Annotated in this window: 19 protein-coding genes and 1 pseudogene; 4 read left to right on the top strand and 16 right to left on the bottom strand. The window is 61.6% G+C overall.

Annotation, left to right across the window (positions count from 1 at the left end):
• Positions 1–4 precede the first annotated feature (4 nt).
• The 3 genes from RB548_RS08780 to RB548_RS08790 are packed head-to-tail and all read right to left on the bottom strand — an operon-like array spanning position 5 to position 2,128.
• Positions 5–400, bottom strand: a complete 396-nt coding sequence (locus RB548_RS08780; protein WP_331374545.1) for a Fur family transcriptional regulator — start codon at positions 398–400, stop codon at positions 5–7.
• The gene (znuB, locus tag RB548_RS08785; protein ID WP_331374546.1) at positions 400–1,227 is read right to left on the bottom strand and encodes a zinc ABC transporter permease subunit ZnuB; all 828 of its coding nucleotides are present in this window, start codon (positions 1,225–1,227) and stop codon (positions 400–402) included. Before znuB ends, RB548_RS08780 begins: the two co-directional genes overlap by 1 nt.
• On the bottom strand, positions 1,220–2,128 hold the full coding sequence (locus tag RB548_RS08790) for an ATP-binding cassette domain-containing protein (protein ID WP_331374547.1): 909 nt from the start codon (positions 2,126–2,128) through the stop codon (positions 1,220–1,222). The genes znuB and RB548_RS08790 overlap by 8 nt, the downstream gene beginning before the upstream one ends.
• Before the next feature lie 149 nt (positions 2,129–2,277).
• On the opposite strand from RB548_RS08790, the gene znuA reads away from it, so the two are divergent.
• The gene (gene znuA, locus RB548_RS08795) at positions 2,278–3,258 is read left to right on the top strand and encodes a zinc ABC transporter substrate-binding protein ZnuA (RefSeq protein WP_331374548.1); all 981 of its coding nucleotides are present in this window, start codon (positions 2,278–2,280) and stop codon (positions 3,256–3,258) included.
• Positions 3,259–3,472: 214 nt separating this feature from the next.
• Here znuA and RB548_RS08800 read toward each other — a convergent pair.
• A pseudogene (locus RB548_RS08800) lies at positions 3,473–3,842 on the bottom strand (RcnB family protein).
• A 129-nt stretch (positions 3,843–3,971) separates the two neighbouring features.
• Positions 3,972–5,591: a glycoside hydrolase family 43 protein gene (locus RB548_RS08805; RefSeq protein WP_331374549.1), complete on the bottom strand. Its 1,620-nt coding sequence runs from the start codon at positions 5,589–5,591 to the stop codon at positions 3,972–3,974.
• Between the two features lie 471 nt (positions 5,592–6,062).
• Here RB548_RS08805 and RB548_RS08810 point away from each other — a divergent pair, with 471 nt between their 5' ends.
• Both RB548_RS08810 and RB548_RS08815 read left to right on the top strand, forming a co-directional pair.
• Positions 6,063–6,638, top strand: a complete 576-nt coding sequence (locus RB548_RS08810; RefSeq protein WP_331374550.1) for a TRAP transporter small permease subunit — start codon at positions 6,063–6,065, stop codon at positions 6,636–6,638.
• A complete protein-coding gene (locus RB548_RS08815; RefSeq protein WP_331374551.1) occupies positions 6,635–8,425 on the top strand; it encodes a TRAP transporter large permease in 1,791 nt (596 codons plus the stop codon). Before RB548_RS08810 ends, RB548_RS08815 begins: the two co-directional genes overlap by 4 nt.
• Positions 8,426–8,661: 236 nt before the next feature.
• Here RB548_RS08815 and RB548_RS08820 read toward each other — a convergent pair whose 3' ends face one another.
• The 10 genes from RB548_RS08820 to RB548_RS08865 form a co-directional block, all read right to left on the bottom strand.
• On the bottom strand, positions 8,662–9,768 hold the full coding sequence (locus RB548_RS08820) for a TRAP transporter substrate-binding protein (protein ID WP_331374552.1): 1,107 nt from the start codon (positions 9,766–9,768) through the stop codon (positions 8,662–8,664).
• Between the two features lie 282 nt (positions 9,769–10,050).
• The gene (gene mgrA / locus RB548_RS08825; protein ID WP_331374553.1) at positions 10,051–11,079 is read right to left on the bottom strand and encodes an L-glyceraldehyde 3-phosphate reductase; all 1,029 of its coding nucleotides are present in this window, start codon (positions 11,077–11,079) and stop codon (positions 10,051–10,053) included.
• Positions 11,080–11,266: 187 nt separating this feature from the next.
• Complete coding sequence (locus RB548_RS08830; RefSeq protein WP_331374554.1) at positions 11,267–12,403, bottom strand: Gfo/Idh/MocA family protein; 1,137 nt, start codon at positions 12,401–12,403, stop codon at positions 11,267–11,269.
• Positions 12,404–12,417: 14 nt separating this feature from the next.
• Entirely contained in the window at positions 12,418–13,179 is a 762-nt protein-coding gene (locus tag RB548_RS08835; RefSeq protein ID WP_331374555.1) for a sugar phosphate isomerase/epimerase family protein, read from the bottom strand.
• Positions 13,180–13,237: 58 nt separating this feature from the next.
• Positions 13,238–13,936: a D-lyxose/D-mannose family sugar isomerase gene (locus RB548_RS08840; protein ID WP_331374556.1), complete on the bottom strand. Its 699-nt coding sequence runs from the start codon at positions 13,934–13,936 to the stop codon at positions 13,238–13,240.
• 5 nt (positions 13,937–13,941) lie between these two features.
• The gene (locus tag RB548_RS08845) at positions 13,942–16,416 is read right to left on the bottom strand and encodes a beta-mannosidase (RefSeq protein WP_331374557.1); all 2,475 of its coding nucleotides are present in this window, start codon (positions 16,414–16,416) and stop codon (positions 13,942–13,944) included.
• Between the two features lie 95 nt (positions 16,417–16,511).
• Positions 16,512–17,597, bottom strand: coding sequence for an ABC transporter ATP-binding protein (locus RB548_RS08850; RefSeq protein ID WP_331374558.1), 1,086 nt, complete (start codon positions 17,595–17,597; stop codon positions 16,512–16,514).
• Between the two features lie 6 nt (positions 17,598–17,603).
• Complete coding sequence (locus RB548_RS08855) at positions 17,604–18,485, bottom strand: carbohydrate ABC transporter permease (protein ID WP_331374919.1); 882 nt, start codon at positions 18,483–18,485, stop codon at positions 17,604–17,606.
• 55 nt (positions 18,486–18,540) lie between these two features.
• On the bottom strand, positions 18,541–19,449 hold the full coding sequence (locus tag RB548_RS08860) for a carbohydrate ABC transporter permease (RefSeq protein WP_331374559.1): 909 nt from the start codon (positions 19,447–19,449) through the stop codon (positions 18,541–18,543).
• A gap of 308 nt (positions 19,450–19,757) precedes the next feature.
• Positions 19,758–20,993, bottom strand: coding sequence for an ABC transporter substrate-binding protein (locus RB548_RS08865; RefSeq protein ID WP_331374560.1), 1,236 nt, complete (start codon positions 20,991–20,993; stop codon positions 19,758–19,760).
• A gap of 504 nt (positions 20,994–21,497) precedes the next feature.
• Between RB548_RS08865 and RB548_RS08870 the strand changes: the two genes are divergently transcribed.
• Positions 21,498–22,559 (top strand): LacI family transcriptional regulator, encoded by a 1,062-nt coding sequence (locus tag RB548_RS08870; protein WP_331374561.1) that lies wholly within the window; start codon positions 21,498–21,500, stop codon positions 22,557–22,559.
• A 56-nt stretch (positions 22,560–22,615) separates the two neighbouring features.
• On the opposite strand, the gene RB548_RS08875 is transcribed toward RB548_RS08870, so the two are convergent.
• Positions 22,616–22,972: a hypothetical protein gene (locus tag RB548_RS08875; RefSeq protein ID WP_331374562.1), complete on the bottom strand. Its 357-nt coding sequence runs from the start codon at positions 22,970–22,972 to the stop codon at positions 22,616–22,618.
• Positions 22,973–23,158: the final 186 nt, after the last annotated feature.

Here is a 23,158-nt window from a genome sequence, read left to right on the forward strand (position 1 = left end):
CAAATCAGGCGCAGCTCTTGCAGTGGCCGCGGATCTCGATCGTCGTCTTCTCGGTTTTGAAGCTCTGCGCGCGCACGAGCGCCGAAAGCCGCTCCTCGATCGCCGCGTCGTGGAACTCCGTCACCTGGCCGCAGCCCTCGCAGATGGTGAAGGCGGTGACGCCGCGGTCATGCTCGTGCTCGTGCGGGCAGGTGCAGGCCACGAAGGCGTTCAGGCTTTCCAGCCGGTGGACAAGACCGTATTCCAGCAGCTTGTCGAGCGCGCGATAGACCTGCAGCGGCGCGCGAAAACCCTGGTCTCGCAGCTTGTCGAGAATGGTATAGGCGCTCATCGGGCCTTCCGAATGGGCCAGCGCTCCCATCACCAGCGACTGGTTTTTCGTCAGTTGCGGCGTGCCCATCAGTGATGCCCTCCGTGCGAAAAATGTGAAGCGCTTTCGAGCCTTCTGCCGATCGGCAGGAGACTGAGCACGAACAGCGCCAGCGCCGCGACGACAATAGACGGTCCCGACGGCGTGTCGAAGTGGAGCGAGCCGAAAAGGCCGCCGCCGACGGCGAGCGCACCGATCAGCGAAGCGAGAACGGCCATGATCTCCGGCGAGCCGGCAAAGCGGCGCGCGGTCGCCGCCGGTATGATCAGAAGCGACGTGATCAACAGGATGCCGACGATCTTCATGGCGATGGCGATCACCAGCGCCATCAGCAGCATGAAGAAGAGCCGTGCCCTCTCCGGCTGCAGGCCTTCTGCTTCCGCCAGCTCGGGATTGACGGTCGAGGCAAGCAGCGGCCGCCAGAGATAGACGAGCGCGAAGATCACCAGAATGCCGCCGCCCCAGATGATGTCGATGTCGGCCTCGGACACGGCGAGGATATCGCCGAAGAGAAAGCCGACGAGATCGATCCGAACCCAGGTCATGAAGGCGACGATGACGAGGCCGATCGACAGTGCGGAATGCGAAAGTATGCCGAGCAGCGCGTCCGTCGACAGCGCACCGCGCTTCTGCAGAAAGAGCAGCAGCAGCGAGACGACGGAGGCGACGATGAAGACACTGACCATCAAATTGAGCTCAAGCAGCAGCGATAGCGCCACGCCAAGAAGCGCCGAGTGCGCCATTGTATCGCCGAAGTAGGCCATGCGCCGCCAGATGACGAAGCAACCGAGCGGGCCGGCAACCATGGCAATGCCGATGCCGGCGACCAGCGCGCGGATGAAGAAATCGTCAAGCATCGCGCTTCTCCGTCTGCTCGAAGCCCTGGAGTCGCGTGTGATGGCCGCAGCCGCAGTCCGGATCGTGATCGTGCACGTCCTCGGTTTCCTCATGGTGATGGTGCCCGTCGCCGGGGAAGCAGCTTTCGGTGATGCTGCCGTCCGCGTGCAGCACGCGGCCGTCAGGCAGGTGCGTATGGTCGTGATGGTGGCTGTAGACCGCGAGTGCGCCAGCCGCTCGCCGGCCGAACAGCTTCAGATATTCCGGACTCTGGCTCACCGCCTGCGGCGTGCCGCGGCAGCAGACGTGTCCGTTTAGGCAAACGACAGTATCGGTCTCCGCCATGACGATGTGGAGATCATGCGAGATCAGCAGGATGCCGCAGCCGGTGCGGTTACGGATCTGTTTGATGAGTTCGTAAAGTGCAATCTCGCCGGAGAAGTCGACGCCCTGCACCGGCTCGTCGAGAACGAGCAGATCGGGCTTGCGGGCGATCGCGCGGGCGAGCAGCGCCCGCTGGAACTCGCCACCCGAAAGATGCTGCACTTCCGCTTTCGCCATGTGCAGCATTCCCGTTGCGGCAAGCGCCTCCTCGATCTCACGACCCTTCAGAGGTCCCGTCAACGTCATCAGTCGCTCGACCGTCAAGGGCAACGTCCAGTCGACGGCGAGCCTCTGCGGCACGTAGCCGACCTTGAGCCCAGCGAGCCGCTCGACATGGCCTTCGTCCGGCTTCAGCACGCCGATCGCCGTCTTCGCCGTCGTCGATTTTCCGGAGCCGTTCGGGCCGATGAGCGTGACGAGTTCGCCGCGGCTGATCGAAAACTCGACGCCGCGCACAAGCCACCGCCCGCTCCTGCGCACCCCGGCATTGTTGAGGCTGACGAGCGGCCTCGTTTCTGGCGATCGGAAATTCAGCATCAAAAAATTCCGGATTGATGGTTGCCACTGGCTATCGCACACGTTATAGCATAACGCAATTGATGTAATAACATTACATAACGACATTGCGCAAGTCCGATGCGCGGTGGCGGCGTAACTATCTGAACCTGTGAAGCCCGGAGACCCCGATGACATCGACGCCTGCCCTCTTCTTTGCATCCACCGTCCTTTTGTCCGCGCCGGCCTTGGCGGCGGGACCGAATGTGGTGGCTTCAATCAAGCCTGTCCACTCGCTGGTCGCATCGATCATGGAGGGAGTCGGCGAACCATCACTCATCGTCGAGGGCGGCGCCTCGCCGCACACCTACAACATGAAGCCCTCGAATGCGGCGGCGTTGCAGGCGGCGAACGTGGTGTTCTGGGTTGGCCACGGCCTCGAAGCCTTCCTGGAAAAGCCGCTCGAAGCACTCGGCAGCAGCGCCAAGGTGGTGGAACTCAGCGAAGCGCCCGGCCTCGAGAAGCTGAAATTCCGCGAGGGCGGTGCGTTCGAGGCACACGCGCATGAGGACGAAGATCATGAAGGCGAGGCGCATGGTGCCGAAGAAGCCGTGCATGATGGGCACGAGCACGAGGAGCATGCAGAGGGCGAGTTCGACATGCATATGTGGCTCGACCCGATGAACGCCAAGGCGATGGCCGCCGAGATCGAAAAGGCGCTCACCGAGGCCGACCCGGACAATTCCTCTGCCTATGAGGCCAATCTGGCCAAGCTCAGCCATCGGCTGGACGCCCTGAACAAACAGCTCGCCGAGACGGTGGCGCCGGTCCAGGACAAGCCTTTCGTCGTCTTCCACGACGCCTACCAGTATTTCGAGCATCGCTACAAGGTGCGGGTCGCCGGCTCCATCACCGTCAGCCCCGAAGTGCTGCCCGGCGCGGAACGGCTTTCGGAAATCCGGGCCAAGATCAAGGAGCTGGGCGCGACCTGCGTCTTTGCCGAACCGCAGTTCGAGCCGAAGCTGATCAACGTCGTCATCGAGGGCACTCCGGCAAAATCCGGAACGCTCGACCCGGAGGCGGCAACGCTCGATGCCGGGCCGGATCTCTATTTCCAGCTGATGGAGAACATCGGCGCGTCTCTGAAATCCTGCCTCGCTTCGGCGAGCTAGAGCGGGATAAGGAAAAGTGTGTGCGGTTTTCCGCCCGCATCCCGCTCTAACTTATTAGAATCGATCACGTTCATGATTTTAGGTCGATTCGACCTAAAATCATCGTGATCTAAGGTCGTCCTCCATGACGGCGAAGGCGGGTCCTCGGGTCCCGCCTTTTCTCTGCCCTGAAGGAGGCGGCTAATAGGCCGCCGCCTCTTCAAACTTCTGGGGGTCAGTGAGTCGCGGCGAGACCGACGATCACGCCGGTCGCCAGGCTGATCAGCAGGAAGTCATTGTCGACGCGCACCCATTGCTGGCCGCGTGGCGGCGTACGCAGCTTGTAACGGCGGTAGTCACGAACGTAGGCCATGTGGCGACGCTCGGCCGGGCTCAAGCGATGGCCGCGCGCCCAGCGATGCTTCTTGATGATCACCCGCTTTTCGACAGTCTTGTCGACGTGCTTGTACATGTGGCGGTCGACAGACCTGGACCGGTAACGGTCATGCGCCTGCGCAAACCTCGAAAGATCCGGACGATTGGGCGAAAGCCATTGGGCTCGCCAGGAAGGAACTGGCCACCAGGGCAATGATGAGACGTTTCATGAGGGGCTTCCTTTCGTTGTCTGCCCCTCGAAACTAAAGGTCCCTTCCTGAACCGAACATGAAACGTCGCATTACATTTATGTAATGATAACCGTCGCTTATGATTGTTTCCTTATAAATTGAATTCGCTCAAACAAGCGGCTGATAACGAAAATGATCGAAATCGGCCGGCAGTGCGCTGCCCGAGGTGTCGAAGGCGAACATGCCGGCGAAAGCGCCGGTGAACGAGCCGTGCTCGCCCCGCCCGCCTTCGTCGGAAACGACGCCGGCGTCGAGCACCGGGCCGATCGCCTGCCATGTGTCGCGCTCCGTCGCCCGCCAGAAGAACTGGAGATCGTTGTCGCGCACTTCCATCGCGAGTTGGATCGGTCCATCCGGAACCGCGACGCCGCTGCCCGCCGGGAACGCCAGCCGGCCATGCGGAAAATCGCCGGGGCACGAGAGGATCGTTACGACCCGTCCGAGCTTTTCATGCCAGGTGACGCCCAATGCGTGGAACTTGTGCCTGTTGTAGTAATGCGTCAGGCCGGCCACCTGCTGGTAGGTCTCGGGCGCAAACTCGACGACGGTCTCGGCCCGGAACGAATGATGCTCCTGCCGCCGCGCCACCAGTGCCTGCTCGAACCAACTGCCGATGCTTTCCCGGCCAAAGAGCCTGAGGTGCCCTCCCCGCCACGTCAGCGAGAAGATGCGCTCGGCGAAAGGCGTGCGCAGCCACTGCAACTCGACGGGAAGCTCGGCCTCGTCGAAATCGCTCTCGACCACGCCTGGCCGCGCGACGACGCTCGTGCCCGCCGGCGCCGGAACAGTGACGTCCGGGACCGTGCCGCCGTTTTCAAGGTAAAGCCAGCCATCCTCGCGCCAGACGCATCTCTGCAGCGCCGTCTCGCGGCCGAGGGTGCAGCGGCGCTGCGGAGGCAGCGGACGCCCGCAGAGATGGGTGTGATAGGCCTGACCGTCCGGCGTCTCGACATACTGGCCGTGCCCCGCCCGCTGCAGCGCGGCCTCGGGATGATCCTTCGAGGTGATGAGATGGGTGTTCGGATGCATCTCGTAGGGCCCGTCGATGGTGCGCGAGCGCGCCATCGTCACCGCATGGTCATAGCCGGTGCCACCCTCGGCAGTCGTCAGGTAATACCAGCCGTTGCGCTTGAAGAGATGCGGTCCCTCGACGAGACCGAGCGAACTACCGGCGAAGATGTTCTTGACCGGACCGACGAGGCGGCGGGTGCGCTCATCCCACTCCTGAAGGAGAATGCCGTCGAAAGCCGGGCTCTTCGGCGCGCCGCCGAAACTCTCGGTGCGATGATTCCACTGCATGTTGATGAACCACTTGCGACCGTCGTCGTCGTGGAAGAGCGAGGGGTCGAAGCCGGAGGAATTCACATAGACCGGATCGGACCAGGTCGCCTCCACCGCCTCCGCCGTAACGATGTAGTTGTGCGCGTCCTTGAAGTTGCCATCGAAGCGCTTGACGTCAGTATAGACCAGCCAGAACAGCCCACCTGAATAGGACAGGCACGGCGCCCAGATGCCGCAGCTATCGGGATTGCCGCGCATGTCGAGCTGACTTGCCCGCTCCAGCGGCCGGCGCACGAGCCGCCAGTTCACAAGATCGCGTGAGTGGTGGATCTGCACGCCCGGGTACCATTCGAAGGTCGAAGTGGCGATGTAATAATCGTCGCCGACGCGGCAGATCGACGGGTCCGGGTTGAAGCCCGGAAGGATCGGGTTTTGGATCGCAGCCATGTCTTGCCTCTTCCCTAGATCACGATGATTTTGGGTCGAATCGACCAAAAATCATAAACGTGATCGATTCTCATAAGTTGGAGCGGGATGCGGGCGGAAAACCGCGCAAACTTTTCCTCATCCGCTCCAGATTCTCGGCGAGCGCATCCAGCCTGAAACTCCGAAGCGTTTCAAGACCCCGTCACACGGTGCCTGTGCAGAAAGGAGCAGGTCGAAAGGTCCTGCTCCCGAATCGCGTCAAGCATGAAGGAAACCGATGACCATTCTGTGGAGCGCGACTGTGGAGAAACAGCGAACGCCACGTTCCCCTGCCTAAGACTTGGGCATTTTCCATCGACCCATATTCGACTTTCGTCTGAGACCGTCTCGCTATCCCGGAAAATCGGGCATCGGGCTTGAAAGGAGGCTTGAAATCGGCACTGTGACTGTGCTTGGCGAAAGATAAAAACAGCCATTGCGGGGAGGAACTTGATGAAACCGTTACTCGGCTTCAGCCGATTGATCGACACCATCACCGAGAATATCGGCAAGGCGGTCGGCTGGCTCATTCTGGTCGCCGTGCTCGTCAGCGCCGGCAATGCCGTCATCCGGAAAATCTTCAACATGTCATCGAATGCCTGGCTTGAGGCACAATGGTACCTCTTCGGGGCAGCCTTCATGTTTGCTGCGGCCTATACCCTCAGCCAGAACGAGCACATTCGCATCGACGTCGTCTACGGCAGTTTCTCGCGCCGCGTGCAGCATTGGATCGACCTCTTCGGTCACGTCTTCTTCCTGATGCCGTTCGTGCTGCTCATGCTCTATTATCTCGTACCCTACGTCCGCATGTCCTATGTGTCCGGCGAAGTCTCGTCGAGCGCAGGCGGGCTGATCATCTGGCCCGCCAAGGCCATCCTGCTCATCGGTTTCGTGCTGCTCGCACTGCAGGGTGTTTCGGAAATCATCAAGAAGATCGCGATCATGACGGGAAATATGGAGGATCCGACCCCCTATGCGGCGACGCACGCGCCGCTTGACGAAGCTGTAGGTCCGGAGGTGCGCTCGTGATTGAGTTCATTGCTGAAAACCTGGCACCGATCATGTTCGTATCGCTGATCGTGTTCCTGATGCTGGGTTATCCCGTTGCCTTCTCGCTCGCCGCCAACGGCCTCCTGTTTTTCATCATCGGCGTGGAACTCGCACCGCTTTCGGATTCGATCAACCTCTCCTGGCCGCTGCTCAACGCGCTGCCGGAACGGTTCTGGGGGGTGATGTCCAACGACACACTGCTGGCCATCCCCTTCTTCACGTTCATGGGCATCGTGCTCGAAAAATCCGGCATGGCCGAGGACCTGCTCGACACGATCGGCCAGCTCTTCGGCCCGGTCCGCGGGGGTCTTGCCTATGCGGTCATCTTCGTTGGCGCGCTGCTTGCGGCAACCACCGGCGTGGTGGCGGCCTCGGTCATCGCCATGGGTTTGATCTCGCTGCCAATCATGCTGCGCTACGGCTACGACCGGCGCGTGGCGTCCGGCGTCATCGCCGCCTCCGGCACGCTTGCCCAGATCATTCCGCCGTCGCTCGTGCTGATCGTCCTTGCCGACCAGCTCGGTCGTTCTGTCGGCGACATGTATGCCGGCGCGCTTGTTCCAGGTCTCGTGCTGACCGGCCTGTACATGCTGTATATTCTGCTGATGTCGTTCCTGAAACGCGACTCGATGCCGGCGCTGCCGCTCGAAGCGCGCACGCTCGGATCCGGGGTCACGTCGCTCGCCATCGCGTTCATCGTCGCGGCCGGCATCGCCTACGCGGCTCACGTCTATCTCTCGCCGACGCAAGGCGAGAACGCCGACATTCTCGGGGCGACGGTTGGCGTCGCGTTCATCTACGTCGTCGCTCTCATCGACCGGGCACTCAAGATCAATGCACTGTCCCGGCTGGCCCAGCAGGTCATCATCGTCCTGATCCCGCCGTTGGCGCTGATCTTCCTGGTGCTCGGCACCATTTTCCTCGGCATTGCGACGCCGACGGAAGGCGGAGCCATGGGCGCGGTCGGCGCCCTGATCATGGCGGCCGCCAAGGGTCGGCTCGGTCTCGATGTCGTCCGCGGGGCGCTGACGGCCACGACGCGCCTCTCCGCCTTCGTGCTGTTCATCCTGATCGGCGCGCGCGTCTTCTCGCTGACTTTCTACGGCGTCAACGGGCATATCTGGGTGGAACACCTGCTGACGGCGATGCCGGGCGGCGAAACCGGCTTCCTGATCGCTGTCAACCTGCTTGTCTTCTTCCTGGCGTTCTTCCTCGATTTCTTCGAGCTCGCCTTCATAATCGTGCCGCTGCTCGCACCGGCGGCCGACAAGCTCGGGATCGACCTCATCTGGTTCGGCGTGCTGCTCGGCATCAACATGCAGACGAGCTTCATGCACCCGCCGTTCGGCTTCGCGCTCTTCTACCTGCGCTCGGTCGCGGCCAGGGTGCCCTATCTCGACAAGGTGACCGGCAAGATGACCCAACCGGTCACCACCGGTCAGATCTATTGGGGTGCGGTGCCTTTCGTCGGCATCCAGATCCTCATGGTCGCTCTGACGATCATGTTCCCGCAGATGGTCATGCACTACAAGGGAAGCGGCGCGGCCGTCGATCCGTCCACAATCAAGATCGAGGTGCCGGGCTTCGGAACGGGTGGCGGCGGACTGACCCTCCCCGACAACGGTGGCCTCGGTCTTCCGGGTGGCTTGCAACTGCCAGGCGGCAGCCCGCTCGACGGCGGTCAGCAGCCGGCCCAGCCGAACAATCCACCCGCCCAGGAGAACAAGCCGGCGACCGATCTCAGCGCGCCGCCCAAGTTCAACTGATGAGGCGATCCGGCCTGAATGTCGCAATGCAGGCCGGCCGACAATAACGAGGCCTCCGAATGTCGACGTGGCATTCGGGGGCTTCTTTTTCGCCTGCAATCGCCCCCGCAGTCGCGAATGAGCCCTGATGAGCCTGTCCCAGCATGGCATACCGGTATCTCGAAACACCCTGCAAAAGAAAAACCCCGGAGCCAAGCCCCGGGGTTTTCCGTTTTTTGATGATGATATGGAGCCGCTCAGACCTTGCCGTTGCGCTGCTGGATCATCATGAAGGTGTCGTAGTTGTATTCGGCGATCTGTGCGTTGAGGTAGTACTCGGCGCGGAACGCCTTGATCGAATCCCAGATCTTCTTGAAGGTCGGGTTCGAATCTTCCATCTCCGCATAGACTTCGTTCGCCTTGTCGAAGCAGGCCGACAGGATTTCCGGGCTGAACGGGCTGAGCTTTGCGCCGGCAGCCACAAGGCGCTTGATGGCCGACGGGTTCAGGTAGTCATACTTCTGCAGCATGTTCGCATCGGTAGCCTGGCAGGCTGTGCGCAGCAACGACTGATAGTTCTTCGGCAGGCCCTCGAAAGCCGCCTTGTTGAACATGGCATGCACCGTCGGGCCGCCTTCCCACCAGCCGGGATAGTAGTAGTACGGCGCGACCTTGTAGAAGCCGAGCTTCTCGTCGTCATACGGACCGACCCATTCTGCGGCGTCGATGGTGCCCTTTTCGAGGGCCGGATAGATGTCGCCGCCGGCGATCTGCTGCGGCACGACACCGAGCTTTTCGACGACCTTGCCGGCGAAGCCGCCGATACGCATCTTCAGGCCCTGCATGTCCGCAACGGTCTTGATCTCCTTGCGGAACCAGCCGCCCATCTGGACGCCGGTATTGCCGCCCGGGAAGCCGACGAGGCCCTGGGTCGCCAGGAACTCGTTGAAGAGGTCGATGCCGCCGCCGTGGTAGTGCCAGGCGTTCATGCCGCGCGCGTTGAGCGCGAAGGGCACGGCCGCGCCGAGCGCCCAGGTCGGGTCCTTGCCCCAGTAGTAATAGGCAACCGTGTGGCAGGCTTCGACCGTCCCGGCGGCGGCGGCGTCGGCTGCCTGCAGACCGGGAACGATTTCGCCGGCGGCGAAAACCTGGATCTGGAAATTGCCGTCAGTCGCTTCGGAAACGTATTTCGACAGTACCTCACCGCCGCCGTAGATCGTGTCGAGCGACTTCGGGAACGACGAGGCAAGACGCCAGTTGATCTTCGGATTTGCCTGCGCGATGGCCGGCGATGCGAGCGCCGTGGCAGCAGCCGCACCCAGGCCGCCGATGCTCGCGTGTTTGATGAATGAACGGCGATCCATAATACCTCCCTATTGCCCGCCATGACGGTTGGTCGCGATCGCGACATCTCCCGTCGAACTCTCCTTCGGCTCCTTGCGGCGCGTCGAGAGCTCACTCCTCCTCGTTTTGCCGCCCGCGCACAGGAAAACGTCTGGCAGGCGGGACCGGCACAACTGCACCATACATATTCGCAAATGCATGTCCAGCAGCGGTTTCCCGGCGCCCTCTTCGACTTTTGTCTAAGGCGCCAGAGATCAGTCAATATCGCCTAAAATCGAGGAAAATCAATGAATTCGCTCTGTTTAGAGCTCCGCCGACTTGGCCCAGAGGTTGATATCGGCCTCGCGCGCATAGAGATCGATCTCGGCCAGTTCTTCCGCCGTGAAGCTGTCGTTTTCGAGCGCCTTGACGCAATCGAAGATCTGCGCGGACCGGCTGGCGCCGATCAGAGCCGAGGTAATACGCCCGCCGCGCAGCACCCAGGCAAGCGCCATCTGCGCCAGCGTCTGGCCTCGGCGTTCGGCAATACCGTTCAACTTGCGGATATTGTCGATGATCGCCGGACGGATGAAATCCTTCTTGAGGAAGTGGTTCTGGGCCGCGCGGCTGTCCTGAGGGATCCCGTTCAGATACTTCGTCGTCAGCATGCCCTGGGCGAGCGGCGAGAAGACGATCGAGCCGATGCCGAGATCTTCGAGCGTATCGATTAGCCCGTCGTCCTCGACCCAGCGGTTGAGCATGGAATAGCTCGGCTGGTGGATCAGGCACGGCGTGCCGAGATCCTTGAGGATTGTTGCCGCCTCACGGGTGCGCTGTGAATTATAGGACGAGATGCCGACATAGAGCGCCCGACCGGAACGGACGATATGGTCGAGCGCGCCACAGGTCTCCTCGAGCGGCGTATCCGGATCGAAGCGGTGGGAATAAAAGATGTCGACATAGTCGAGACCCATGCGCTTCAGGCTCTGGTCGCAGGAAGCGATCAGATACTTGCGGCTACCCCACTCGCCATAGGGTCCCGGCCACATGTCGTAGCCAGCCTTGGAGGAGATGATCAATTCGTCGCGCAAGCCGGCGAAGTCGGCGCGCATGATTTCGCCGAAGGCCGTCTCAGCCGATCCGGGCGGCGGACCATAGTTGTTGGCGAGGTCAAAGTGGGTGATGCCGAGATCGAAGGCCGTGCGGCACATGTCGACCTTGCGCTCATGCGGCGTGTCGCCGCCGAAATTGTGCCAGAGGCCGAGCGAGATCGCCGGCAATTTCAGCCCGCTCTTGCCGCAGCGGTTGTATTTCATCTTCTCGTATCGGTTTTCCGCCGGTTGCCAGGCCATTGTCGTATTCCTCTGTTTCGGGTGGGTGTTTGGATAGCCCTCCCCACCCCTTCGCCACAAGAGGGAGGAGCTTGTGGTGCCCGAACTTTTGCCTTTGGGCCTCTCGCTTCCTGGGGTGGGCTGCGGCGAAGGTGAAACGCCGCAGCCGCTTTCTTCTCGGGTGTTCCTCGTACCTTGGATTTCTTGTTCAGCGCAGCAGCGCCTGTGCCTCTTCGATGCCAAGAGCGGCCGGCTGCGTGCAGGTGGTCGAAAGCGTCACGAACCGCCCCTCCTCACCCGACTTCAGGATCGACACCATCACGTCGACGCCGTGCAGCGCGCGGTCCAGCGAGCAGCGCGCATCGCGGCCGTTGAGGATGGCGTCCGCCATGTCAGCGAGGCCCGCCGTGCGGTAGTTGGCGATCGGCCCCGCCGGGTGATCCCAGTTGTTGACCGCAAAGGGATGCTCCCACATTTCGAGGGGCTCGATGTTCTTGTCGCGCCCGCTCCCCTCGACCGTGCCGCCGAAGAAGTTGGGATCCGGCACGAACAGCGATCCTTCGGTGCCATAGAGCTCCATGTTGGCGTGGCGGTGCGACCAGACATCCCAGCTTGCGGAAAGCGTGATCGTCGCCCCGTTCTGAAACTCGAGCAGGGCATGGATGTTGGTTGGCGTCTTGACCGGGATGACCTCGCCATTGCGCGGCGCACTCGTGATCGTCCGCGTCTCGTTGGCCATAGACGAGAGCGCAGCGACACGCTTCACCGGACCGATCAGGTTGATGAGGTTGGCGATGTAATAGGGCCCGAGGTCGAGCACCGGACCACCGCCCGGCAGGAAGAAGAAATCCGGGTTCGGATGCCACATCTCCATTCCAGGGCTCATGACGTGGCAGGTTCCCGATGTAATGCGGCCGATCTTGCCGGCGTCGATGTAGTCGCGGGCGAGCTGGTGCGCACCGCCGAGGAAGGTATCCGGCGCACAGCCGACCGTAAGACCCTTCGCCTTGGCGATTGCCCTGAGTTCCTCGCCCTGCTCCAGCGTCAGGACCAGAGGCTTCTCCGAATAGACATGCTTTCCGGCTTCGAGGATCGCCTTCGAGACCGGAAAATGCGCGTCCGGGATTGTCAGGTTGACGATGATGTCCACTTCGGGATTGGCCAGCAGCGCCTCGATGCTCTGCGCCGTCACGTCATATTCGGCGCCCCGCGCCTCGGCCGCTGCCGGATTGATGTCGGCGCAGGCGACCATTCTGATGCCCTTGAAGAGCGGTGCGAGCCTGAAATAGGTGGTGGAGATGTTGCCGCATCCGATGATGCCGACGCCAAGTTCCTTCGTCTTCATGGTTTTTCCGTTGCTCAATAGGATTGGATGGAAGCCAGCGAACGTTCTGCGAAGCGCCGGAAGTCGCTGGGATTGTCATGTTCGGCAATGAAATACTTCACCGAAGTTGCGGAAAGCGCCTTTACGAGCCCCTTCCAGTCGATCGTACCGTGGCCGACATCGGCCCAACCGTCCTCATCCGTCTTCTCGCCCTTGGGCGCGATGTCCTTGACGTGCACGGCGGTGATACGGCTGCCGTGTTTCGCGATCCAGGCGAAGGGATCGGCGCCGCCGCGGACAATCCAGGCGATATCGGCTTCCCAGGAAAGATCCGGGCCGCCGGCGAAGATGTGGTCCAGCGGTATGGAGCCGTCCGCAAGGGCATGGAACTCGAAGTCGTGATTGTGCCAGCCGAAGTCGAGTCCGGCATCCCGGAAAGGCTTGCCCGCCGCTTGCAGCCGCTGACCGAAGGCGCGCCAGCCGGCGGCATCGCTCGGGCGCTGGTCCGGCATCAGGTAAGGGCAGTAGATTGCCCGGATGCCGAGCGCATTGGCGATCCGCAGCACCCGTGTCGGCTCCTGTTCCAGCATATCGATCCCGAAATGCGCGGTCGGCATGCTGACGCCGTTGCGTTCGAGACCGCGCTTGAAATCAGCGACCTCTTCGTCGGTCAGTGATGCGTAAAGCGCGCCGTAGCCCTCGACCTGGGTATAGCCGGCCTTGCCGACGGTCGCGAGCACGTCGACGAGCGGCGGAAAATTGCGGGCGCTGTAGAGTTGGAAGCTGACGTCTTTCATCAAAAATTCTCCTCGTTGAGTGCCAGGAATGGTTGTTGGAAGGAGGGGTCGGGGCGTTTCAACCCGATGCCTTCAGCCAGTTGCCGTAGTCCGATACGAGCAGATGGAGCGGATGTTCGTCCTCCTCGATTGCGGAAAAGCGGCCCACCGGCTCGCGGAAGTAATTGTCGGTAAGGTCGTCGTTGACCGTCGAGACCTCACCCATCAACACGTCGTCTCCCACCGCCCAGAAAGCATGCCAATTTCCGGGCGGCAGTGTGACGCTCTCGCCGGGTTCGAGCTTCAGGAGGTCGCCCGCCCGCTGCCGGCGCAGGCGGGCGTCACACGCCACTTCCACGTCGCTTTCCTCGTCGACCGAGCCGTCGGGCAGCGAGTTGTACATCTCAAGCACCAGCGTGCCGCCGCCGCGATTGATGATGTCCTCCGTCTTCACCGCGTGACGGTGCAGCGGATTGACCTGGCCGGCGCGCGTGATCATCAGCTTCTCGGCATAGACCATGCCCTTGCCCTGGCCGAGATTGGCCGCGGCACCGTTTCTCAAGGTAAAAAGGACGAGACCGAATTCAGCGAAACGGCCCTTGCCGTAGTCGGTAATGTCCCAGCCGAGCCGCGCCTCGAAAATAGTCGGACTGTCGGACGCAATGCGCGTCTTCAATTCCTCCGGCGACCAATAGGCAAAGGGTGGCAGCACGAAGCCGTGGCTGCGCATGAAGGCGTCACTTTCGCGGATGATCTCGTTGACGTGGCTGCGTTTCATCCGGCTCACCCTTTTCCCTGGCAGGATTCGAGGTCGTAGGCGCTGAAACTCGGCACGATGCCCTCGGCAAGCGGTGCCTTCGGCGTGAAGCGGATCACCTTCGTCTCGCCGGCTGTCAGGTCGAAGGCATTGTCGGAGTAGCGCCCATCGATGTCCGCCTCGACCATCACGTGCAGCGCGAGACCGCTCGCCGTCACAATCACGTCGAAGGCGCCATCCAGTCGCGGCACAGTCTCCAGCGTTAGGCCGGACGGCGTAAGATCGAGAGCCTTGTAGGTGCCCTGGACATGATGCCCCTCGCCGCGCATGCCGTTGGAGGCTTCAAACGACCAGAAGAGCAATGTTCCCTCCGGGACGTCGCCGCTCGCGATGGTGACGACCGTGGCGGCTCCGTCCGGCGCACAGGAACCGGCGGCGGCTGCCAGTGTGCGACGCTCGCCGTCAAGTGAAACGAGGAAGATCTGGAGTTCGACCGTCACCGGTCCGGCGGTGTCGTTCACCATCGAGAAGGTGATTTCCTTGCCGTCCGTGGAAGGAATGGCGGCAACCGCGACCGGCTGGAAGAAGCGGCGGGCCATATAGTGCATGGCCTTCCAGTTGCCGCCGTAGTCCAGGCTCGACCAGGAGGCAACGGGCCACGTGTCATTAAGCTGCCAATAGAGCGTGCCCATGCAGTGCGGCTTCAGCGACCGCCAGTAGTCGACGGCAGTACGGATCGCGAGCCCCTGCTGGATCTGGCTCAGATAGACGAAGCTCGGAAAGTCCTTCGGAAAGCGGAAGTAGCGGAACATGGTCCCGGCGATCCGCTCGTTGCCGCCGGCATTCTTCTGATGCGCCTCCATCACCGGCGAGGCGATGTTGAGATCGCGTGCTTCGGCGAATTGCCGGACGACCGGCATCGAGGTGTAGGACTGGAAACCGAACTCCGAGCAGAAACGCGGGCGCACGGTGCGATAATTGTCGAAAGACTTGTTCTCGTGCCAGACCGACCAGTAGTGCATGTCGCCCGCACCGTCCGCATGCCAGGCATCCCCGAAATTGAGGTAACCGACAGACGGGCTCGAGGGCCACCAGATCGCCTCCGGGCAAGCCGCCTTCATTGCTTTCTCGACCGTGCGGTTCAGCCGGTCATAGGAGACGAGGTATCGGTCGCGATCCTTGCGACTCTCGTCGAACCAGGTGAGCGCGCCGACGAGCTCGTTGTCGCCGCACCAAAGCGCAATCGACGGGTGGGACGACAGCTGCTTGACCTGATAGTCCACTTCGGCCGCGACATTGTCGAGAAAATCCGGCGTCGAGGGGTAGAGGTTGCAGGCGAACATGAAGTCCTGCCAGACGAGCAGTCCCAGCCGATCGCAGAGATCGTAGAACCAGTCGGGCTCGTAGAAGCCGCCGCCCCAGACGCGGATCATGTTCATGTTGGCATCGACGGCGGACTGCAGGAGGTCCTCGACCCCTTGCGGCGTCACGCGCGACACCAGCGCATCCGCCGGGATCCAGTTCGCCCCGCGGCAGAAGATCTCGCGGCCGTTGATGCGGAAGGCAAAACGGCTGCCCGTCTCGTCCTTGTCGGTGATAAGCTCGATCGTGCGGAAGCCGATCTGCCGCGTCACGCTCTCATCCGGCAGTTCGACGTTGAGGATGGAAAGCGCCTGTTCTCCGCTGCCCGCCGGCCACCACAATCCTGGCTTTGCGACCGCGAAGACGTGGGTGATCCGGGTCTCGCCGGCAGCGACCGCGCAGTCCAGGCGCTCCCGGACGCCATCGAGCTCAAAATAAACGGGTACGATGCCCGGATCGCGGGCAAAAAGCGTGACGGTGACCTGCAGGTCGACCGAACCGTCGGTAAACCAGAGTTGACGCGTCGTGACGTGTTCGATGCGCGCCGTCTCAAGTCGGCAAAGTGCCAGCGCCCCATAGATGCCGAGCGGCGCAATCGCGATGTTCCAGTCCCAGCCGAAGTGGCACTGGGGCTTCCGCAGCATGTTGCCGTTGGCGATCGGCGAATTCCCGTCGTGATAAGGCACGTAGAAAGGCTGCGCCGCCTGCCGGCGTGCGCCTTCGGCAATCGAGGAATGCAGCACGACGCGGATGCGGTTCTCACCGACGACGAGCGCACTCGATACCTCGGGGCGATAGCAGCGAAAGCAGTTTTCCGCCTGCAGCACCAACCGATCGTTGACGAAGACCGAGGCGATCGTGTCGATGCTTTCGATATCGAGATACCAACACCCGTCGAGATCGTCCGCGTCGACGACAATCGTGCGCTCCAGCACCCAGTCCTTGTGCGCGACCCATTGCACCTCGGCCTCGTTCCGGCCGGCATAGGGATCTGCGATGATGCCCGCCTGCTGCAGCGCGCTGTGCACATCGCCCGGAAGCGCAATGGTGAGCGCGTGGCTGTTGTCGGTCGAGGCAAGCAGCCAGTCACCGGACAAGTCGATGCGGATGGAGTCACGGCTCAAGGTTTCGGAGGGCATTTCCTCAAATCCATTCACGGGCCGGCGATCGAGGCCGACATCATTCTTGTTTATAGTGAGCCCGGACGGCATCGCCCGGGCTCCGATATCGGTTCTTAAAGACGGTTTTCGCTGGCAGCGTCGAAGATCGAGGCGACCCCCATGTCGAAGGAAAGGCGCACATTGGTGCCCGGCTTGTAGCGCCGCTGGCCGGCAATGCGCACGGACATCGATTGGCCGGCCAAAGTCAGCCACAAAAGGTTGTCCGCGCCCATCGGCTCTTCGATGTCGACGACCGCTTGATGCGCTGCATCCCCTGCCCCGGCTTCATCCACCTTGACGTGCTCCGGCCGGAGGCCGAGCACGACCTTCTGGCCGGGCTGCAATCTTGAGCGCCCCGGATAGGCGGTGACGTCGAAGGCCACGCCGTCGACCTGCACAAAGCTGCGGCCGTCCTTGGCAGCGACCTCGCCACGGAAGAAGTTCATCGATGGCGAACCGATGAAGCCGGCGACGAAAAGGTTCTCCGGCGCGTTGTAAATGGTCATCGGATCCGCGAGCTGCTGGATCACTCCGCCCTTCATGACGGCGATGCGGTCGGCGAGCGTCAGCGCCTCGATCTGGTCGTGCGTGACATAGATCATCGTGTTCTTGAGAGATTGGTGCAGGCGCTTGATCTCGACGCGCAACTCCGACCGCAGCTTGGCGTCGAGGTTCGACAAGGGCTCGTCGAAGAGGAAGACGTCGACGTCGCGCACCAGCGCGCGTCCGATCGCCACGCGCTGGCGCTGGCCGCCGGAAAGCTCGGCGGGCTTGCGCTTCAGAAGCGGCTGGATCTGCAGGATTTCCGCCGCCCGCGCCACGCGTTTGTCGATTTCCGGCCGCGGCACCCTGGCAACTTGGAGCCCGAAGGAAAGGTTCTTCTCGACCGACATCTGCGGGTAAAGCGCGTAGGACTGAAACACCATGCCGATGCCCCGGTCCTTCGGCTCCTCCCATGTGACATTGCGGTCCTTGATGAAGATCTGCCCTTCCGAAACGTCAAGCAGGCCGGCGATGCAGTTCAAGAGCGTGGACTTGCCGCATCCGGACGAGCCGAGCAGGACAAGGAACTCGCCATGATTGATGTCGAGATTGAGCTTGTCGAGAACGGTGACGGCGCCGAAGTTCAGCGACAGGTCCCTGACTGAAACACTGGTCATGCTTGTTTATCCTTTCACTGCGCCGGCGGCGATGCCGCGCACGAACAGGCGGCCGGAGATGAAGTAGATCGTCAACGGCACGAGGCCGGTCAACAGCGTCGCCGCCATGTTGACGTTGTATTCCTTCACGCCCTGCACCGAGTTGACGATGTTGTTGAGCTGCACGGTCATCGGGTAGTACTCCGGCCGCGTGAAAACCACGCCGAACAGGAAGTCGTTCCAGATGCCGGTCACCTGAAGGATCATCGCAACGACGAAGATCGGCAGGGACATCGGCAGCATGATCCTGAAGTAGATCGTCCAGAACCCTGCGCCGTCGACGCGCGCCGCCTTGAACAGCTCCTCGGGCAAGCCGGCGAAATAGTTGCGGAACAAGAGCGTCAGGATCGGCATGCCGAAGATCGTATGCACGATGATGAGGCCGGTCAGCGTCCCGTAGACACCCATTTCTCTGAGCACGATCACGATCGGATAGATCATCACCTGATAGGGAATGAAGGCGCCGACGATGAGGATCGTGAAGAACAGATCGGCCCCCTTGAAACGCCAGTTCGCGAGCGCGTAGCCATTGATCGAAGCGACCGCGATCGAGATGATCACCGAAGGAACGGTGATGCGCACCGAATTCCAGAAACCGCGCGAAAGCCCGTCGCAATTAAGCCCGGTGCAGGCCTCGGCCCAGGCTTTCACCCAAGGTTCGAAGGTGATCTCGATCGGCGGCGCGAAGATATTTCCGACGCGGATTTCCGGCATGCCCTTAAGCGACGTCATGATCATCACGTAGAGCGGCAGCAGGTAGTAGAGAGCGACGACGATAAGCGTGCCGTATACGACGATGTTGCGGCGCGAGAGAGTCCGGCGAGGCTTGCGGCCGCTCGGGCCGGACATGATCCTGCCGGGAGCCGCGTCGTATTCGGCAACGGTGCTATTGTTGGCGACGAGATTAAGCACGCTTGCGACCTCCTCCGAATTCCAGATACGCCCACGGCACGATGATGATTGCGACGGTCACGAGCATCATGGTGGAGGCGGCAAAGCCCTGTCCCAGGTTCTGCGCCTGGAACATGTAATCGTAGACGTATTTCGCGGGCACTTCGGAGGCGATGCCGGGACCGCCGCTCGTCTGCGCCACGACGAGGTCGTAAACCTTGACGATGCCGCTCGCGATGATGACGAGCGTCGTGATGAAGACGCCGCGCATCATCGGGATGATGACGAGCACGTAGGTCTTCCACATCGGGATGCCATCGACCCGCGCGGCTTTCCAGATATCCTCGTCGATGCCGCGCAGGCCCGCGAGCATCAGACACATGACAAGGCCGGTGCCCTGCCAGAGCGCCGCGATCAGGATGCCGTAGATGACGATGTCCGCATTATAGAGCGGGTCGAAGCTGAAGCTCGTCCAGCCAAGCGACCGTACGATCGACTGTATTCCGTATTGCGGATTGAGCAGCCATTGCCAGACGAGGCCCGTGACGATGAACGACAGGGCGAAGGGGTAGAGCATGATCGTCCGAAACGTATTCTCGAAACGGATCTTCTGATCCATCAGCGCGGCCAGCACGAAGCCGATAACGAGGCTGAAGATCAGCGAAAAGATGCCGTAGATGGCGAGATTCTCGATCGAGACGAGCCAGCGTGGCGCCGCCCATAGCCGCTCGTATTGGTCGAGGCCGACGAACGAAAGGCGTGGCAGCAGCTTGGAATTGGTGAACGAGTAGAGGACGGTCCAGGCTGTGCCGCCAACGAAGATCACCACGGCTGTCAGGATCATCGGAATCGAGGCGATCTTCGCATTCAGGTTCCGCAACCACTGATTGGGGCGAGCCGAGCCGTGTGTTTGGCCTGTCATGTTTGCTCCTCCGGAACTGCAATATTTTCGATGGGCGGTACACGCGGCGAAACACGCCACCGATACCCGGCCGCCTCACCATCGTAGCTGCCCCTCTCGGCACTTCGTGTTCACGCGAACGTACAACGAACGCTCAGAACACTTTGATTCCAGAACATCTTGTCCGCGTTCCGCAGTTCAGTTCGAAACGAGATGCTCCTCTTGCGCCGACGCCAGCGAACATCGCATGCGTGCCCGGTGCGAACGCGTCGTGCCGAATGGGGCAGAGGGTGGCCCCGCGAGGGCGCGGGGCCTTCATGCGGCAGCTATCAATCCGCCGCTGCGATGATCTCGGCGAAGCGCTTCTGCGCATCCTCCGGCGTTATCGACGGATTTGCGAAAAACTCCGAGAAGAGGTCTTCCTTCTGCTTCTGGCTGTCTTGCGAGAGAAGCTGGTCGGTGCTCTGGATCACGTTGCCCTTGGCAAGGATATCGAGCCCCTTCTTCATGCAATCATTGGCGGTTGCGAGGTCCACGTCGCCGCGCACCGGCAGCGAACCCTTCTTCAGGTTGAAGGCCACCTGCGTCTCCGGCTTCAGCAGCGTCGATGCCAACGCCTCCTGGGCCTTCGACTTTTCCTCGTCCTCCAACAGCGGGAAGTAGAAAGCGTCACCACCGGTCGAGATCACCTCGTTGACGCCGAGCCCCGGAAGGCAGGTGTAGTCGACGCCGGCCTTCTGGCCCGCAAGCTGGAATTCACCCTGGGCCCAGTCGCCCATGATCTGTCCGCCAGCCTTGCCGGTGATGACGAGGTTCGTCGCCTGGTTCCAGTCCTGAACATTGCTGCCCTTCGACATGCGGCGTGCATTGTCCGCAGCCTTGAAGACCTTGGCGATCTCCGGGCCGGCAGCCACTTCCTCGTCCTTCTGGGCGAAGACCTTCTCGAAGGTGTCCTTGCCGGCGATCGCCACCATCAGCACGTCGAAGGCGCCCGATGCCTGCCACGGTTGACCGCCGACGGCGAGCGGGACGATGCCGGCCTTTTCGAGCGCCGGTGCCGCAGCGACGAATTCATCCCAGTTCTTCGGAACCGGAACGCCCGCCTGCTTGAAGGCGGCATTGGAAAGCCACAGCCACTGCCAGGAATGAATATTGACAGGGGCGCAATAGATCTTGCCCTCGATCGTGCAGGACTCGAGCAGGCTTGCCGGCTTGACGATCTCCTTCCAGTTCTCCCGGGTGGCGAGATCCGTCAGGTCGCGCATCAGGCCCGACTGCACCAGTTCCTCGGCCTGACGGCCGTGGTTGAACTGTGTCGCGCCCATCGGGTCGCCGCCGGTGATGCGGCTGACCATGATCGGACGCGCGGTCCCGCCGGAACCCGCGATCGCACCATCGACCCATTTGTTGCCGGTCGCATCGAAGGCCTTCGCGAATTCGGCGACCGCAGCCGCCTCGCCGCCGGATGTCCACCAATGCGTGACTTCCAGATCGGTGGCACTGGCCACGCCGAATGGCAGGGCGACGGTTGCAGCCAATACGGCGGCCATGGAACGCAATTTCATGAGTTCTCCTCCCTCACTGTAACGTTGCCGTAAAAACTTAGTTCAAACAATTTTCCGACGCAACTCCCACAACGGTTAATTCCGTATATAATTTTTTACACGCCTTATGCGTGTACCAGACACCTCTTCGAAGACGACACCATTGAGGCGCGATGCAGTCGTATTGATAACCAAATCTACGTCATAAAGCATTGATATACAGCGTATTTTGGCAAAGCTCGGTCAAGGAGTGCCTGGAGTCGGCTTCGCAAACGCAACATCCCGCTTCGCAAATGCGGGATTCAACCAGATGGTTACATTCTTCGCAGTGCAGCAACGAAAAAGCTCGACATCGCTACTGTATCGTTACAGATTTTAATCAGCGACGCGGCCCCCGGCAAATATGGTCACCTGTCACATTTCGTATATAAGGCGGGAGACGAGACGGACAGGGGCGTGTTCGCTTCGATGCTGGATTCGAGCGAATCCGGATCGTGCGCAGGACAAACGGGGCTGGTGACGGGAATGGAAGGTAAGACGAAGAACAGGCCGGCGGCAGCGCCGCCACCGGACGGCGCCAGGCCGACGCTGAAAACGATTGCCTTCATGACCGGTCTAGGGATCACCACGGTTTCCCGGGCATTGAAGGATGCGCCCGATATCGGCGCCGAAACCAAGGAAAGGGTACGCCTCGTCGCCAAGCAGATCGGCTACCAGCCGAACCGTGCCGGCGTGCGCCTCAGAACCGGTAAGACCAATGTCATCAGCCTCGTGCTGACGCTCGAGGAAGAGATCATGGGCATCACCAGTCCCATGGTCGTTGGCATCACCGAAATCCTCGCGGGCACGCAGTATCATCTCGTGGTTACCCCTTACAGCTCCACAAAGGACCCGCTCGGACCGATCCGTTATATTCTCGATACCGGTGCCGCCGACGGCGTCATCATCTCGCGGACGGAGCCGCACGACGCGCGCGTGACGCTGATGACTGAGCGTCGCCTGCCCTTTGTCACCCACGGCCGCACGGAAATGGGGATCGCCCATCCGTTCCACGACTTCGACAACGAACGTTTCGCCTATGAGGCGGTGCGCCGGCTTACCGAGCGCGGCCGGCGCCGGCTTGTGCTGTTGGAGCCGCCGCCGAACCTCACCTTTCATTCCCACATGCGCACAGGCTTCGAGCGCGGCCTTAAGGATTTCGGCGCGGAAGCGGTGAGCTTCCACCACGTCAATATCGATCACAGCCTTGTCGCCATCCGCGACGCCTTCGAGCAACTGATGCACTCGGTGGACGCCCCGGACGGCATCGTTTCCGGCAGCGGCGCCGGCGCGATTGCATTGATCGCGGGGATCGAATCTGCCGGCAAGAAAGTCGGCGAGGATGTCGATATGGTCTCCAAAGCGCCGAGCGACTTCCTGCGCTGGCTGCGCCCCGAGGTAATGACCATGTACGAGGACATCCGCCTTGCCGGCCGCGAGCTCGCCAAAGCCGTGATCGGCCATATCGAAGGCAAGCCGCCCGAGACGCTGCAAAGCCTCAGCCAGCCGGAATTCCAGCGGCCCGTGTCTTTGTCGCGGAAGGTGTAGAAGCGGCGACCGAGAGAAGGCCTTATAGCCTCGCGTTCAGATGCTTCCGCGACGGGTCAGCTTCCCGGAAGTGGCAAGCATTCCATGATCTCCACCGAATCGCCCGGGAAGATCGCGAAGTGCGGGTGTCTCTCGAACAGTCTTGCGGCAGCTTCGTGCGATTCGGCCTGAACGATTACATAGCCCGTCATGATGTTCTTGATATCCGAGAGGCCTTCCGGGGACACGCGTTTCGTCTTGCCGAGAGGGTTGCCCTGATCGACGATCGAGGCCGAATTCACCCTTCCCCATTCCATCCACGACTCGACGCCCGCCGTCTCACGCGCCTTGCGCGCTTCGTCGTCCATCTTCTTCCACTCTGATCTCTCGAGCGCGGCTTCCGTACCTATGTAAATAGCCAGGAATCTCTTCATCTTCGATCCGCTCCTCATTCGGATTGAGGGTCCGGGAAGTCCGTTCACCACCTCGCGACCGATCTCGAAGTGAGCGGACAGCTGAGCATAGCACCAAAGGAAAAGTACAGCGCCGCGCGTCTAATCAGACGCGCAAAAGGACGCTGTAGCACTCTGAATTTGAGCCGCACCGCTTCGTTGACGGCA

The sequence above is a fragment of the Sinorhizobium chiapasense genome (genome assembly GCF_036488675.1).
Taxonomy (GTDB): Bacteria; Pseudomonadota; Alphaproteobacteria; order Rhizobiales; family Rhizobiaceae; genus Sinorhizobium; species Sinorhizobium chiapasense.